Raw genomic sequence first — 15311 nt, 5'->3', positions numbered from 1 at the left:
TACGCATTTCGCCGCAGATGAGTTCGCTGGGTTTGCCATCGACGCAGTTGCCACATCAATCGGCCACTGCGTTACAAATACATCCCCATGTAGCCGCCCGATTGGTCAGCTTTGGCTTGCAGCGCGGCAATCCGCTTTTTCGCCTGTTCCAAATCGCCGGCGGCGATGTAACGATTGAACTCCACCATCAGGGCGCGGGGCACCGTGTCTTTGAACCAGGCCACGACAGGTTCGGTGAGCCATTCGCAAGTTTCGCGTTCCAATTTGACTTGCAGATGGGCGTGAGCGGCCTGTTGATCGGCTTCGTCGGTAAGCACGGTGCCTTCGAAGCTGAATTCCAGCATGCCTTCGTCCGCCGAATTTGTTAAATGGAAAACGCAATGAGCGTTGTAAACATAGTAGGAATTATGTGAGCCGTGCGTTTCCATAGCCGCCTTGATGTTCTCGCACCGTTGACGGTAACGGGGCGAAGCATCGAGCGGAATTTCCAGCCGCGATATGGAACGCAACGGCAAACAATCGAACGTAATTTCAACGTAACGCTGCATGGTTCAATGCTAAACTCCGCGCGGGCTGCGCCTGCTCCGCAGTAGCGCCTTGCGCCGGCACGGTCCAGCCGACGGCGAGCCAACCATCCTTAGTCACCAACTGCGTCCAGGCGAGTTGGCCCAGCTTGGCCCAACGACCCTTAAGAGTTAAGCCTTCGGATTTTAATTGCTGGGGAAAAATGGGTTCGGCGGCGGGTTCGGTGTCATCGCTGGGCGCTTCGCCCACGCCAAAGAATCGCCGTGGCAGCGTTTTGGTCAGCAGCGTGCTGCGGCGAGTTTTTTCGCGGAGCGAAAGATTAGCCTCGGATTCGCCCGGCGTTGGCAGCGGTTTCACGCCGAATTCGTTGTCGATTCGAGTGACCTTGGCCACGCCATTTTCCAGCGTGAGCTTGTAAGTCACGAAAATTTCGGCCGGATACGGATTGACCACCCGCTTGCCGTTGGAATCCAAATTGGGCTGCGTGGTGGATTTGATGTGCAACGTCAAACGGGCCGTGCCATCGCGAAATTGAATCTCGACCGGCTGCTCGTCGGCGAAGGTCATGCCGCTGTAATTGACCTGCGCGTCGCCTCGTTTCACATCGGCTAAAAACTTCATGACGTCGGCGTAGGAAACCGATTCTCGCGACAAGCCCGCCAAATACCGGTCGAACTGTGCTTGCGTGAGGGTGGCGTTGTAAACAGCACTGGTCAGCGCATCGTAATCAGCCTGGGTCACGGTGAGGCCATTTCGATCTTTCATCAACGATTGGAATTGATCGAGCGGCACCACCAGCGAATTGTCGCGATGATCGGTTGGAGCGGCGGATTCGGCGAGGCACTGCAAATAGTCATTAAACTCAGACTGTTCATACCGCATACTAGCGGCATCGCGCACCGACCGGCGATAGGCGAGGGAGCGAACTTCTCGGCCTGCTTCCACCGCGGCGGTTAAATTATCGACCAGTGATTCATGCAACCGCAGCGAAAGTTGCGTGTCGGCGGCGGCGTCGGGCGGCGGAGTAGTCGCCCCCAATTCGTCAGCGCGGGCTTGCAAGCCCACCACATTCAGCCAATCGCTGGTGGTGCTGAACGAAAGCTGTTGCGGAAACGCCCCGCGCCGTGTGAGCGGGTTTCGGAATTTGTCATCGAACGAACGATTCAAATTGCCCAACATAGTTCCTGTGCGGCTGTCCATGCGATTTTCCAGCCGAGCTTCCGCATGTTCGCCCGCAATGGCTTGCGCTTCGCATTTGCTGGCGTAAACGCGTTTGGTAGCCAGGTGCGTGATCAGGGCGCCGGCGCAAACATCGATGCCATCGATATCGTTATTGGTGCAACACTGGGCGCTGGCCGGATCGGCGGTGAAAGCGGCTTCGTCAAACTCAACACGGTTTTTTCCAGACAATTGCGTCGTGCCGTGACTGAAGACGGTAACGATGCCGTGATAGCCGACGGTTTTGGATTGTGTTTGGCCTGTGAGACCAATTTCGACGACGGCTTTGTCGCGATTGGGCACGAGTTCCGCCCGCACTTGCCCCGTGGTGTGTCCTTTGCCGACGACATCGGTTCCTAAGATCTCGTCTTTGATGGGGGTTTGTTCATCGACATCATCATTGATGCCGGCCACCACGATATTGCTGGAAACTTGGACGAGCAAATTCGATTGCGAGAACTGACTGCGAACCGCGGAGACCAATGCCGGCACCTGTCCCGAAGCGGCGATTCGGTTGAGCAAATCGCCCAATTGTTGCCGATCGAGTTTGGCCGGATCTTTCACCGCTGTTTCCAAACTAGCCGCCAAGGCGTCCAAGTTTTTATCAAAGTCCTCACGAGCTTGTGCATTTTGATAAGCCGCCAACAAATCGGCGAACGGTCGCAACGTGCCGGTCACGCCGCGAAATTGAGGTAGTTCCAATCCCGAATACCCGGAGGTGTAATGATCGGCCAGTGCATCCAGGACTTTGGGATCGGCGTTCAAGTCTTTTCTCAACTGAGTCTGCAAGTCGTCCAAGTTGAGGAACTTGCGCCAAGCTTCGCCGTTGGGACCGGAGGCTTTCAAGTAACGATCCAAGCGCCGCACGGCCGCATCCAATGCCACTTGGTGTTCCATAACATCCGCTTTATCGACCGGCTTGTAGTCGGCTTTGGCCGCTCGAGCCAGGGCTGGTAAGTCGGCCGCTTTGGGTTGCGAAAGCTCCTCGAGCCATGCGGTCAGGGCTTTGCGTGTCGATTGGAATTGCGGCAGCCGCAAGCCGGGCTCGTGCGCTTCGTATTTTTCTAGAATGCTGCGAACCGCATCGCGATCGGCCGCGGCGCCTTTCTTGATTTGTTGTTCGAGTTCCTGGGTGTGCAAATATTTGTCCCAGCCCGCCCCGCTGGCTTGACCAGAGAGCCATGTTTCTTGTTCGGAAATGGCATCCTGAACATCTAGCTGCGAACGAGATTGGGCAGCGACATGGGATAAAACCAGCAAGCTAATTCCAAGCGCTATGGCACCCAGAAAATGTGTGGGCAATCGCATCCGTACGGTTCCTTACAAAAATGGGCAAGGCAGAGTGTGTGCCGTCAATTCATACCACGAAATCCCAGGCCACGCCAACACCCTAATTTGCAACTTTGGAAAAATCAGAACAAACATCCCACTCGATCTGATCGCCAAAAATCCAGATGGAAGCAGTTGAGCGTAATTCGTTCCTGGTCAGAGAGCATCTTGCAGTAAGGGAAAAAATCGGAAAAGTCTGATTATTTTTCTCAAATCGCTTGATTAACCCCCTTGCCGGATTCTATTCATGCTGCCTTAATGTCCCGGATTACCTTTCGGACGCTAGCACAATAGAAAAGCTCGAACCCGCCCATAATGCCCCTGCTGCCAATGCCTGACAGCACCGGCAATCCTTCGAGTGAAATTGATGATAAGCCACTGGCTAGCAGCTGGTTAGTGCAGAGTTTGGCCCGCCTTTGTTGTGCTCGAAGAGTTCACCCAATTATTCCTGGATTGCAATGTAGGGAGGCAGTTTATGGTGACTTTACGCGACGATTTGTGGGGCTGGTTTGGACTGGCTCCGATGGCCATGTGCCTTTGCTTGGCTATTCAGATTGCCAATGCTGAGGACGACTATCCGCCGGCTCCGCTGCCGCCAGTGGTAGCGGCATTGAATGTAGCTGACCAAATAACGGAATCCGCTCCGCCTGCGTCGGTTGCAGCATCAACCGCGGCGGGCACCGTTCCATCAGCGGTAGCCGTTGCTTTGTCGGCATCCAGCACGGTTCCGTCGGGTTCAAGCAGCGCCTCAACGTCTGCGGCTACGACGCCCATTGCAACCGCGGCACCAGCAGCGGTCGAGGCCGCATCGGCAACCGACGCTGCTTCGCTTCCGATAAGTTGGCTGGATAGCTATTCGCAAGCCATGGACCAGGCCAAAGCTGAAAAGAAGTTGATGCTGATTCACTTTTACCGGCCGTCAGACCAAAAACGATCAGAGGCTGCAAACGCCGGCGATTCGGTCGTGAACGTGGAAAAAGCCTTCAACCAACCGGCCATACGCGAAAAACTATCCGGCATGGTGCTCACCAAGCTCCCCATCGACGCGCAAATTACCGTCAAAGGGCAAACCATTCGGCTCCTCGATCACGGTGCTTTTTCCGAATTGCACAAGGGCCCTGGGCTGGCCGTGATTGATCTGGCGCACGAAAAGACCGAATACTGGGGCTATGTTGTCAGCGCGCTACCGTTCACGCCCGGCAAGTATTACCGATTTCATCCCAGCCAGGTGGAAACGTTGGTCAACTTGCCCGAAGGAACGCTGACGCAGCGCAGCATGATTTTCGCGGTCCGGATTCATCCAGAACATCCGGCCAGCACCAACGGAGAATACAATCCGGTGTTGCTCTCGGAGGCGACAGCGCACTCTGACTATCAGGCTCAAATTCATGTGCAGGGACACCAAGGTTGGGGCGAACGGTTTGAGCGCATTCTCGGCAAGCTGTTGGGCCGTGGGGAGCCGGGCACGCCGGTGGAAGTGGTGGCCGAAAGTTGGCCTGACCAAGACCTGATGGATTCCTGCGTCGATTGCGTCAATAGTTGGCGACAATCGCCCGGCCATTGGGAAGCCGTGAGCGCCAAGCAAGCCAGCTACGGCTACGACATCCGCGAAGGGACCAACGGCATTTGGTACGCCACCGGCATCTTCCGCGAAGCGCATTAACCGAGTGAATTTGCTGCCCATGCATTTAGATTAGCGATCGATGCCAAGCCCCGGGGTTGCGGGTACCATCGCCGCGATGGTCCTGGTGCTTTTTTTACTCTTCAATTTTCTACGCCGGGTTGTCGATTTTCCCAGACGCGATGGGTAAATTGATCTCTTCGGCATTCTTTCCTTATCCATCTGGTCGCAACTGCAGCCCGCGGCAGTTTCCACACTTCGGGAGTAATTAATCATGAGCGATATCCTCATCGGCAAAGGCGACAAGCCCGTCACTCTGCTGGCCAAATATGGCAATCGCCACGGCCTGGTCGCCGGCGCCACGGGAACCGGCAAAACCATCACGTTGGAAGTGCTGGCCGAAGGCTTTTCGCGAATGGGCGTCCCCGTGTTCATTTCCGATGTGAAGGGCGATGTTTCCGGCGTCGCGCTGGCCGGCACTCCCAGCGACAAACTCACGCAGCGGGCCGCTCAGGTCGGCGTGCAAAACTTTGCTCCCGAAGCCAGCCCCGTCGTGTTTTGGGATTTGTACGGCAAGTCGGGCCATCCGGTCCGCGCCACCGTCAGCGAAATTGGCCCCACGCTGCTGGCCCGCATTTTCGAACTGAACGATACGCAAGAAGGCGTGTTGCAAATCGTCTTTAAAATGGCCGACGATCGCGGCCTGCTGCTGTTAGATCTGGACGACTTGCGGGCGGTCCTCGGCTTTGTAGCTGAAAACCAAAAAGATATTTCCACGCATTACGGGCTGGTCAGCACGCAGTCGATTTCCGCCATTCAGCGCGCCTTGGTCACGCTGGAGCGCGACGGCGGCGACAGCTTTTTCGGCGAACCGGCGCTGGAGCTGGCCGACATCATGCGCACCGATACGACCGGCCGCGGCATTGTCAACATTCTGGCGGCCGATCAGCTCGTTCTCAAACCACGGCTCTACTCCAGCTCTTTGCTGTGGCTGCTTTCGGAGCTGTTCGAAACGCTGCCCGAAGTCGGCGACATGGACAAACCCAAGCTCGTGTTCTTTTTCGACGAAGCACACCTGCTGTTCAACGATGCCCCGCCCGCTCTGCTGCAGCGCGTAGAGCAAGTCGTGCGGCTCATTCGCTCCAAAGGCGTGGGCGTGTACTTCTGCTCGCAATTCCCCGACGATATGCCCAGCGAAGTCCTCGGCCAACTCGGCAACCGGGTTCAACACGCCCTGCGGGCATACACGCCGCGCGATCAAAAAGCAGTGAAGACGGCCGCCGAAACATTTGTGCCCAACCCGAAGCTCGACGTGGCCCAAGTCATTTCGCAGCTTGGCGTGGGAGAGGCCCTCGTTTCCACATTGCAAGAACAGGCGATTCCCATGCCCGTGGAGCGCACGCTCATCTGTCCCCCGCGCTGCCGCATGGGCGCCATTACCACCGACGAACGCAACGCCGTCCGCGCCCGCAGCCCCGTCGGCACCAAGTACGATACCCGCGTCAACCGCGAATCGGCTTACGAAATGCTGAACGCGCGCAAAGGCGGGGCCGATGGTTCCGCTGCTGCCGCGCCGGCTGGAACCGCTTCCGCCGGCGATTCATCCGCCGGAAAAGCCGCGTCGGGAAAAGCCGCCGCCGGAAAAGCAACGGGTTTTGGCGCCGAGGTCAGCGAAATTCTCTGGGGTTCCGGCCGCCGACAAGGAATGGTGGAAGCGATGGCCAAATCCACCGCCCGCACCGTCGGCAGCCAAGTCGGCCGGCAAATTTTGCGCGGCGTGCTGGGCGGCATCTTCGGCGGCTCGCGGCGATAGACAAGCTTCGCTTTCAACTAGCAACTCCTGGTCTTGCCGCCCGTCGCCAACCTGCCCTTGCATGTGCTACACTTCGCACATGCATCCCCTGCATGATATTTACGTTGACGATCATCAAATCGAGCACGCCTTTCCCGCCGTCATCGAGGTGCCACAAGGCAGCAAAAATAAATACGAGCTCGACAAGGAAACCGGCCTGCTGCGCCTTGACCGCGTGCTCTACAGCGCCGTCCACTACCCGGCCAATTACGGCTTCATTCCCCGCAGCCATTGCGAAGATGGCGACCCGCTCGACGTGCTCGTGCTGGGCCAGGAACCGGTTTATCCACTGACCATTGTTACCGCTCGGGCCATTGGCGTGATGCGGATGCGCGATGAAAAAGGGCTGGACGATAAAATCATTGCCGTCAGCGTCTGCGATCCGGCCGTGGAGGAATACAACGATCGCTCGGAACTCCCCAAGCACACCCTGGTGGAAATCAAACGGTTTTTTGAAGATTACAAAAAGCTGGAACACAAAACCGTGGAAGTGGAAGATATTTTGGGCCCGCCGGAGGCCATCAAGATTATCCGCGAAGCGCTCGACATGTACCGCCGCCTCCGCCGCGGTGAACTTTCTTACAAAAGCAGCGGATTTCGGCTGTAATTTCCAGCCATCGGAGGTACCAGGTAACCACTCGCGGTCGGTCATCGACGCCATGGCGTCGGCTTGGGGATTGATTACGCCGTTTCCTGCTCTTTTAATCCCAGCTCGTCGCGCATTTGCTCGCGGATTTTGTATTTTTGAATTTTGCCGGTCACGGTTTGCGGAAACGCCGTTACGAATTTCACGTACCGAGGGACTTTGTATTTGGCTAGTTTCGCGCGGCAGAAGTCGCGGATTTGGTCGGCGGTGACAATGGTAGCGATCCGCTCCGAAGACTCCGCGTCGCGGCTAAACGGTGGGATGGCGGTTCCTCGTTCCGATCCAATCGCGACGACATCACCCACCTCGGCACAAAATCCGGGCTTCAATTTAATCCACGCGCACAGTTCCTCGCCGAATTTGGCGTCGGGCACGCCCACTACGGAGACCTGTTCCACGGACGGGTGCGTGAACAAAAATTCTTCGATTTCGCGCGGATAAATGTTTTCGCCCCCGCGGATCACCATATCTTTGATGCGGCCGGTGATTTTGTAGTAACCGTCCGGCAGTCGAATTGCCAAATCGCCGGTGTGCAGCCAGCCGTCGGAATCGATGGCTTCGGCTGTGGCGTCGGGATTGTTGTAATAACCCAGCATTACGCAATGGCCGCGGGCGCACAATTCGCCGGGCTGATTGTCGCCCAAGCCAACTGCAGCGCGCTCGCCTACCGGCGCGCGGCTAAGCGAATTTGTATTAACAATTTTCACTTCCAACCCTGGCAGCGGCCGGCCCACGGTTTCGACGCGCAATTCCAGCGGGTCGTCGATCCGGGTTTGCGTGATGATCGGCGAAGCTTCGGTCTGGCCGTAACCAATGGTGATTTCGCGGCAACCCAACGTGTTCACTACCGCCCGCATGGTTTCGATGGGGCACGGACTGCCGGCCATAATTCCCGTGCGGAGCGAATTCAAATTGCGGCCGGCCAACGACGGATCGTGCAATTGAGCGATGAACATTGTGGGCACGCCGTATAGCGACGTGCAACGCTCCTGCTGGATGGCGTCCAGCGTGGCGGCGGGCTCGAACGATTGGGCCGGCACCACCATGGCGGCTCCATAAGTGACAGCCATCAGCGTGCCCAGCACGCAACCAAAGCAGTGATAAAACGGCACGGGAATGCAAATGCGGTCCTGCTCCGTAAGCGCCTGGCATTGGCCGCTGTAGAAAACATTCAGCAGCAAGTTGCGATGGCTTAACATGGCGGCCTTGGGGAAACCTGTGGTGCCCGAGGTGTATTGGATGTTGATCGGATCGGTGGGCCTGAGTTGCGCCGCGGCGGTCCGTACTTGCTCCAGCGGCACGGTGTTGCCCAATGCGAGCAGATGTTGCCAGGAGAGGGCGGCCGGCGGAGGATTACCCGTGAGCGTGATCACGTGGCGCAGATTCGGAAATCCGACAGAGTTCAAGCGCGCCCCCGGCGACTCGCCGGGGGCTAAATGAATGGTCTCCGGGCAAACTTCCGCAAGCATGGCGAAGTAATCGGACGATTTGTAGTGGTCCGTCAAAACCAGCGTGACGGCGTCGCTTTGCCGGAGCACGTATTTCAGCTCGTGAGCGCGATAGGCGGGATTGATTGTCACCAACACAGCGCCAATCCGAGCGGTGGCAAATTGCAGTACGACCCACTCGGGCAAATTTGTGGCCCAAATGGCGACATGCTCGCCGCGGCGGATTCCCAGTGCGCACAAGCCTCTTGCCGCCTGGTCAACCTGATCGGAGAATTGCCGATAATTCCAGCGCAGAGCAAGCTGTGGAAAGACCACCGCATCGCGCTGGCCAAAGCGATGGACCGTGTGCTCCAACACTTGTGGGATTGTCAGGTCTTGAAGCCATAGCGACGGCGTCGCTCCGGACATAGCGGCAACTCCCCAAAAACCACTCGGCACTCCCTGCTTCCCCAGTCTGCAATCGGAAATTTGCAATCAGTAATCCGCAATCGTCCCCTGCATTCTACACTTTGCCTTTTGCTTTCACTTACTCCCGCAGGGGTTCGCTCATCCAAAAGGCCAGCGGCACAAAAATCATCAGGGGCAGCCAGGCGGCCAGCGATGGGTTAATCAAATAGTTGGACCCCAAATACTGACAGCCAAAGATCACCAAATAAAATCCGACGACCAGCGCCACGCACAGCCCGATGGCGAAAAACACGTTCCGATTATATCGCGACAACAACAGCGGCAAACCCAGGAACAATAACACCACATCTAAAACCGGTTGCACCACCCGCGCGTGCATGGCCACACGCACGTCAGACCCTAAGTTGAGGCTGGGGTTGTGCAGACCGGCGACTAATTCCGGCAGCGAGGCGTTTCGCCGCCAATCGTCGGCGCCGGCCAAGTATTCGAAGGTAATGCCGCTGACGACGAAGCAATCGTCGGGCGCCAGCCAGGGGTAATCGTGGGGCGTCAGAATCACGGGTTCGCCATCTAAACTGAGCGTTGGCTTGGAAGCGATCGATTTCGGGAGCGTGACCCCTTTCAGCAAATATCCGTTGGGATGCTCGGTGTTGCACGGCTGATAAAAGGCTTTGGCGGCAGTCAACTGCCTACCGTAATCGTCGAGTTCAGCCGGCAATGCGAAAGCCGGCTTTTCGATGCACTGCTCCTTGGCCACGGTTTGTTTGCCGCGCAGAATGATGCCGGTTTTGTTGTCGGTGCGGGGGATCATGTCGACGGCAGTTTCGCCCTTGAGGTCTTGAGCGAGGCCGGTTCTCAAATGCGAACGGACTGCTGGACTGGCGATGACCACTTCTCTGTTCACGACTGCCAGGGCAGTGAACACGAGGATGGCCGCCACCAACGGTTTAATAATTCGCCACTTGCGAATGCCGGCGGCCTGGAGTGCGGTCATTTCGTTGTAGCGCTGAAATAGCGAGATGGTGAACATGGCGGCAACCAGCGTCAGGATGCCGCTGGTCCGATCAAAAAAGCCGATTGTTTGATAGCCATAATACTCGCCCATGATGGCCCACAGGCTTCCGTGCTCGCCCGCAGCGCGAATGAAAGAGTCCAGATAACCGAACGCATCGATGACGATGTACAGTCCGGCCAAACTGCAAAAGCAGATCAAAAAGTTTTGCAAAAACTGCTGCAACAAATAGCGATCGAGAATGGTCATGGGGGCGGATGGGGAGCAAGTAGTGAGGCGTGAGTTGCCCGAGGGCGCGGTCCGGTGGTTTGGCCTGGGGCCGCTAGGCCGATTCGCGGTCGAGGAACATTCCATCCGTTTGCGGCTTTGCGCCGATTTCGCAGGAAATTCCCTACCCATCGCGTACCGCATACCCGGTCCCAAAAAAATGGTCAAGACCGATCAGGTGCTGTCATCATGATTGCAGCCGAATTCGCCCGAGCTATGATGTCGGTGGATTGGTTTTGGATTAATTCATTGCTTTTGGTCGACTTGGGAACGAAGATTTTTCCGATTCGTCTCTCGCCGCATGGGTGCCGTGTGAAATCGACGCGCAGGCTTTCTGACCCCGCGAACGCATCAAGCAGCCCCTGGCATCGCGGGGTGTCGATATCGGGCAACGCAGTGGCGGACATGGTTTACCCGAAGCGTTGCGTGTGGTGCCATATCGACATGGCTTCGGGATCGGACAAGGAGCACGGTAATCATTCAGCGCTGTGCCAGGATTGTCGTCGACGGCTGGCGCCGCCGGTCAGTGGTTGGTGCTTGCGCTGTGGCGCGCCTTTGGAAGGAATCGCTGCCGAGGCTGACGAGTGCGAGCATTGCGCTGGGGAAGCATTTCCCTGGGAGCGTGTGGTGGCCTTGGGGCGTTATCGGGGAGATTTGAGCCGCGCCATAGTTCGCTGCAAAACGCCTCGAAACGAACCGCTGGCTTTAGCACTGGGCCGTTTGCTGTTTGAGCGCCGCGGCGCAGATTTACAGGAATCAAAGCCCGAGATCGTGGCACCGCTTCCCATGCATTGGCTTCGGCGACTGCGCCGGCGCGTGAACGGACCCGATTTGCTGGCGGAAGCCTTAGCCGCGCAGCTGAAATTGCCGCTGAAAACCGGCGTGCTGAAGCGGCGTCGGCTGACGCCTTTGCAAGTCGACGTGCTGCCCGCCCAGCGGCACATCCATCAACGAAAATCGTTCCGCGTCTGCGCTGGGCGGCAAATCCAGGATCGGCGAGTCCTGTTAGTCGACGATGTATTGACCACCGGCGCCACGGCCGCGGAGGCCGCTCACACCCTGCTAACAGCCGGCGCCGCGGCGGTAACCGTGGCAGCTATCGCCCGCGGAATCGGAGACGATGCCTTGTAAGAAAAATGTGATTGGCGACTGCCAAGTACGAGTCACGCGGCCAATTCCAATTTCCAAACCCGTGTATTGTGGTAGATTAAGCTGATGTCCACCGCTCCGCCTGTTGCCCGCCGACTTCGTCCCCGGCCGCGCACTTTTCGCGGCGTGTTGTTGCGCGGCTTGTCGCTCCTGCTGCCGCCAATTCTGACGATCGTGATTTTGTTATGGGTGGCCAATACCGTGCAGACTTACGTGTTGGAGCCGGTTAAGCTGGCGGCCCGCGAAGTATTGGTGTGGGCCACCGCGGACGTGCGCGAGGAACCGCCGGGCACGGTCCCAAATCAAACGACGCTGCTGTTCGATGGGCAGACGTATACCCGGCTTGCTAGCGGCCAGTATGTGCCGTCCAGGGTGGTCGACTGGCTGCATCAAAACCTGCCTGACGAACCGCTGCCGGCCACCGGTGAAGCTGTCTATCGCCGTTATGTGGAAGCCCGGCAGTTGCAGCCGCAGGTGGTTGTGCCGGTGTTTTTGTGCGTATTTGTGTTGTTGCTTTACGTACTTGGGAAATTTTTGACGAAGCAAATCGGGGGCCTGTTCGATTGGGGCATATTGCGGCTGCCGATGGTGCGGAAAGTATATGCCGCCGTGAAGCAGGTCACCGATTTCGTATTCGGCGAGAATCTCGCCGAAAACTTACCTGCCCATTACAAACGAGTCGTGGCCATCGAATATCCTCGACCCGGTTTGTGGAGCATCGGCCTGGTGATGGGGGAAGCGATCACCGATGTTAGTGCGGCGGTGAAGGAACCGTGCGTCACGGTGATGCTGCCCACTTCGCCCGCGCTGTTCACCGTGAAGCCGGTGATGATTGCACAAAGCAAAACGCACAACGTGAATATGACGATCGACCAGGCGCTTCAGTTCATCATCAGTTGCGGCGTGGTATTGCCGAGCCATCAACTGGCGGTGGGAGCGGCGGGGGCCGTCGATACGGAAAATCCATGAATCGAGCGCTTCGTATTGGAACCCGCGGCAGTGCGTTGGCTATGTGGCAAGCCAATTGGGTTGCCATGCGTTTGGGAGAAATTGGAACGAAGTGCGATGTGGTCCGGATTAGCACCCCGGCCGATCAGCAGCCTGAAGCACCGCTGGAATCCATGGGCGTGCAGGGGGTGTTTACCAAAGAGCTGCAAAAGTGGCTGCTCGATGGGCGCATTGACGTGGCCGTCCACAGTCTCAAAGATTTGCCGACCGAGGTGGTGAGGGGCTTGATTCTGGCGGCGATACCGCAACGGGAATCCCCCTTTGATGTGTTGGTGAGCCGCGAGGGGGAAACGCTCCTCAAATTGCCGCCGGGGGCGCGGCTGGGCACTGGGAGCTTGCGGCGGCGAAGCCAATTGCTGCACGCTCGGCCCGATTTGCACATGGCCGATATCCGAGCGAATGTTGAAACGCGGCTCCAAAAACTACGTGCCGGACAGTACGAGGCGTTGGTCCTGGCGGAGGCGGGGCTGAAGCGATTGAATTTCGCCGAACAAATCACCGAAGTCTTGTCGCCGCGTGTGATGCTCTCGGCGGTCGGTCAAGGAGCGCTGGGTTTGGAAGCTCGCTCAAGCGATCAGGCCACGCGAGATGTTTTATCCAAAATTGATGATTTGGCCTCACATCAATCGGTTTTGGCGGAGCGCACCTTGTTAGCCGCGTTACGCGGGGGATGCTTGGCACCGATCGGCGCTTGGGGACGCGTGGAAGATGACGGCCGCTTGCACTTATCGGCCTGCGTGCTCAGCGCAGATGGAGCAGACCGACTGAGCGTCGACCTGCTGGGCAATGCCGCCGATGCAATTCAAATCGGTCGACAGGCCGCCGAACAATTGTTGGCGGCCGGCGCGGCAAAACTCATCGAGCAATCCAGGAGGCAAGGGTAACCGGTGGTTAAAGGTAGTCCGGCGGCCAGCTTTTGACATTCAACCACATCTGGTTTCACACAGCCATGGCCAATCGACTGACGCCAATTGCGCGCCGCCGAGCACTGCGGCTGGGACTGATCAACGCGGCGGTTTACTCGCTGGGTTATGCGCTGACCACCGGCGCCCTCGTCACCTATTTGGCTCAGGATTTGGGAGCGAAAGGGCGGGGGTTAAGCCTGCTGTTGGCCGCACCCTCCTTGGCAGGGCTGCTGCGGTTATTCACCCCGGCGATCATTGCTTTTTCAGGCAGCACGAAGCGAACCTGCCTGGGAGCATTGGGGACGGGCTACCTGGTGTTGTTGGGTTTGCCGCTGGTCGGTTGGCTGGCGCCGAGTATGCCGCCGGGGATCGCCCTGGCACTACTGATTACCGTCGTCTGTATTTATCAGGTGCTCGATTTTATCGGCTACATTGCGCTCTGGTCCTGGTTTGCAGAACTGGCGCCATTGCGAGTGCGCGGGAATTATTTCGGCTGGCGACAAGTGGTGCAGCTTTGCGTCAGCATTCCGACGGCGCTTGCGGCAGGTTTTTTTGCCGATCATTGGAGCGCGGCCTACAAAAGCGTGCCGAGCATGAAGCTGCTTGGTTACGCCATTCCCAACGCGGTGGGCACAGCCTGCATGTTGGCTTCGCTCGTTCCCTTATGGTTGATGCCCGCGGAAGGCAATGTGCCGAGCTTGGTCGGCATACCGTGGCGTGCGATGCTGACCCCGTTTCGGCAGTGGCAATTTCGTCGGCTGCTTTCGTTTCGGGCTGGACTTTCGATTGCGAACGGCATTTCGCAGGCAGCCGAAAAGTCGTTTCCCAAAAATGTGTTGTTGCTGGGCGTGGGCGACATGACCATCATGCGAAACGTCATGCAAGTGGGTCAGATCGGCGTGTCGCGGTGGGCAGGCCCATTCAGCGATCGCTATGGCAACCGGCCGGTCTTGATCGCTTGCCAATGGATGGTTTCGGTCGCGATGGTGTTTTTTCTAATCGCCTCGCCGGCGCCGGCCTGGCACGCGTGGCTCCTGTTGGGAGCTTGGGCGTTGTGGTCATTTTACGCAGGTCACAATATCTGCTTGCCAAATTTGGCCCTGAAGTTGGCGCCGGCGGAAGAAAAATCGCCCTATGTGGGGGCGCACGAAGCGTTGGCCAGCGTTTGCCATGCGCTGGCCACATTGGCCGGGGGATTTTTGTTCGATTGGCTTGCCGATGCCGACGCTCCGGCCCGCTGGGGTTGGGTCGGAGTGAATCCGTACGTTGCAATTTTCGGCTTGGCACTTGTGTTACGATTGCTGGCTGTGCCTTTGGCGATGGCAATTTTGGAACCCGGAGCCTGGCAATGGCGGCGAATTCTGGGCCAAAACGGCGGCTCCACCCCTGCCAAGCCTGGCGGCACTGCTAGTTAACGGCAATCATGATTAGATAAGGCCTGAACCGCCTTTGAAGAGCTTGATCTCCATCGAATCCCGACGTTCCTGGTCTTCCGCAAAGTGAGCGGGGTCCGAGCGAAATTTGCGGTTTATGAATTGAGGTTCGGTCTTAACACACTTCTCACAAAAGTCGCATGTCAGCGCTTGCATTTTTACGCGGCGAGATTATGATCGGAAGCGCAGGCGAGCGCGCCGCCTCAGTGACTAATCCTGTTATTGTCGCGCAGCTAATTGGAACGATATGATCGCAGCGGGTCAGTGCGGACCGGCATCTCAGGGCAAGCTTTGTGGCAACGCTCGTTGCGGCAAAGAAATGCCGGTAGCCAAAACGGGGTGAGTTCGCATAACAGTTTGCCGCAGTTCTGACTCAGTAGGCAGTGTCAGAACAAAGGCAGTGTCAGAACAAAGGCAGTGTCAGAACAAAGGCAGTGTCAGAACAAAGGCAGTGTCAGAACAAAGGCAGTGTCAGAACAAAGGCAGTGTC

At 57.6% G+C, this 15311-nt stretch carries 11 protein-coding genes; 7 read left to right on the top strand and 4 right to left on the bottom strand.

Annotation, left to right across the window (positions count from 1 at the left end):
- Window positions 1–71 precede the first annotated feature (71 nt).
- Together VMJ32_17370 and VMJ32_17365 are read right to left on the bottom strand one after the other, a co-directional pair.
- Window positions 72–548: a hypothetical protein gene (locus VMJ32_17370; GenBank protein ID HTQ40796.1), complete on the bottom strand. Its 477-nt coding sequence runs from the start codon at window positions 546–548 to the stop codon at window positions 72–74.
- A complete protein-coding gene (locus VMJ32_17365) occupies window positions 532–3051 on the bottom strand; it encodes a hypothetical protein (GenBank protein HTQ40795.1) in 2520 nt (839 codons plus the stop codon). The genes VMJ32_17370 and VMJ32_17365 overlap by 17 nt, the downstream gene beginning before the upstream one ends.
- A 496-nt stretch (window positions 3052–3547) precedes the next feature.
- Here VMJ32_17365 and VMJ32_17360 point away from each other — a divergent pair, with 496 nt between their 5' ends.
- The 3 genes from VMJ32_17360 to VMJ32_17350 all read left to right on the top strand — a co-directional run bounded on the left by VMJ32_17360 (window position 3548) and on the right by VMJ32_17350 (window position 7152).
- Entirely contained in the window at window positions 3548–4735 is a 1188-nt protein-coding gene (locus VMJ32_17360) for a hypothetical protein (GenBank protein ID HTQ40794.1), read from the top strand.
- Between the two features lie 232 nt (window positions 4736–4967).
- A complete protein-coding gene (locus VMJ32_17355) occupies window positions 4968–6506 on the top strand; it encodes a helicase HerA-like domain-containing protein (GenBank protein HTQ40793.1) in 1539 nt (512 codons plus the stop codon).
- A gap of 79 nt (window positions 6507–6585) precedes the next feature.
- Window positions 6586–7152: an inorganic diphosphatase gene (locus tag VMJ32_17350; protein ID HTQ40792.1), complete on the top strand. Its 567-nt coding sequence runs from the start codon at window positions 6586–6588 to the stop codon at window positions 7150–7152.
- A 74-nt stretch (window positions 7153–7226) separates the two neighbouring features.
- On the opposite strand, the gene VMJ32_17345 is transcribed toward VMJ32_17350, so the two are convergent.
- Both VMJ32_17345 and VMJ32_17340 read right to left on the bottom strand, forming a co-directional pair.
- A complete protein-coding gene (locus VMJ32_17345) occupies window positions 7227–9047 on the bottom strand; it encodes an AMP-binding protein (protein ID HTQ40791.1) in 1821 nt (606 codons plus the stop codon).
- A 118-nt stretch (window positions 9048–9165) separates the two neighbouring features.
- Complete coding sequence (locus tag VMJ32_17340) at window positions 9166–10308, bottom strand: LptF/LptG family permease (protein HTQ40790.1); 1143 nt, start codon at window positions 10306–10308, stop codon at window positions 9166–9168.
- Between the two features lie 207 nt (window positions 10309–10515).
- Here VMJ32_17340 and VMJ32_17335 point away from each other — a divergent pair, with 207 nt between their 5' ends.
- The 4 genes from VMJ32_17335 to VMJ32_17320 all read left to right on the top strand — a co-directional run bounded on the left by VMJ32_17335 (window position 10516) and on the right by VMJ32_17320 (window position 14803).
- Window positions 10516–11457, top strand: a complete 942-nt coding sequence (locus VMJ32_17335; GenBank protein HTQ40789.1) for a double zinc ribbon domain-containing protein — start codon at window positions 10516–10518, stop codon at window positions 11455–11457.
- 84 nt (window positions 11458–11541) lie between these two features.
- A complete protein-coding gene (locus VMJ32_17330; protein ID HTQ40788.1) occupies window positions 11542–12444 on the top strand; it encodes a DUF502 domain-containing protein in 903 nt (300 codons plus the stop codon).
- Entirely contained in the window at window positions 12441–13367 is a 927-nt protein-coding gene (hemC, locus tag VMJ32_17325; protein HTQ40787.1) for a hydroxymethylbilane synthase, read from the top strand. The genes VMJ32_17330 and hemC overlap by 4 nt, the downstream gene beginning before the upstream one ends.
- A 65-nt stretch (window positions 13368–13432) precedes the next feature.
- Window positions 13433–14803 (top strand): hypothetical protein, encoded by a 1371-nt coding sequence (locus tag VMJ32_17320; GenBank protein HTQ40786.1) that lies wholly within the window; start codon window positions 13433–13435, stop codon window positions 14801–14803.
- Window positions 14804–15311 lie beyond the last annotated feature (508 nt).

Source organism: Pirellulales bacterium, assembly GCA_035499655.1.
GTDB lineage: Bacteria > Planctomycetota > Planctomycetia > Pirellulales > JADZDJ01 > DATJYL01.
Note: the sequence above shows the minus strand (reverse complement) of the source record. Positions and strands in the feature narration are given on the sequence as shown.

What these genes read in the sequence shown, in the direction of transcription:
- VMJ32_17370 (HTQ40796.1), bottom strand. Translation starts at nt 548, where the DNA reads ATGCAGCGTTACGTTGAAATTACGTTCGATTGTTTGCCGTTGCGTTCC.
- VMJ32_17365 (HTQ40795.1), bottom strand. Translation starts at nt 3,051, where the DNA reads ATGCGATTGCCCACACATTTTCTGGGTGCCATAGCGCTTGGAATTAGC.
- VMJ32_17360 (HTQ40794.1), top strand. Translation starts at nt 3,548, where the DNA reads ATGGTGACTTTACGCGACGATTTGTGGGGCTGGTTTGGACTGGCTCCG.
- VMJ32_17355 (HTQ40793.1), top strand. Translation starts at nt 4,968, where the DNA reads ATGAGCGATATCCTCATCGGCAAAGGCGACAAGCCCGTCACTCTGCTG.
- VMJ32_17350 (HTQ40792.1), top strand. Translation starts at nt 6,586, where the DNA reads ATGCATCCCCTGCATGATATTTACGTTGACGATCATCAAATCGAGCAC.
- VMJ32_17345 (HTQ40791.1), bottom strand. Translation starts at nt 9,047, where the DNA reads ATGTCCGGAGCGACGCCGTCGCTATGGCTTCAAGACCTGACAATCCCA.
- VMJ32_17340 (HTQ40790.1), bottom strand. Translation starts at nt 10,308, where the DNA reads ATGACCATTCTCGATCGCTATTTGTTGCAGCAGTTTTTGCAAAACTTT.
- VMJ32_17335 (HTQ40789.1), top strand. Translation starts at nt 10,516, where the DNA reads ATGATTGCAGCCGAATTCGCCCGAGCTATGATGTCGGTGGATTGGTTT.
- VMJ32_17330 (HTQ40788.1), top strand. Translation starts at nt 11,542, where the DNA reads ATGTCCACCGCTCCGCCTGTTGCCCGCCGACTTCGTCCCCGGCCGCGC.
- hemC (HTQ40787.1), top strand. Translation starts at nt 12,441, where the DNA reads ATGAATCGAGCGCTTCGTATTGGAACCCGCGGCAGTGCGTTGGCTATG.
- VMJ32_17320 (HTQ40786.1), top strand. Translation starts at nt 13,433, where the DNA reads ATGGCCAATCGACTGACGCCAATTGCGCGCCGCCGAGCACTGCGGCTG.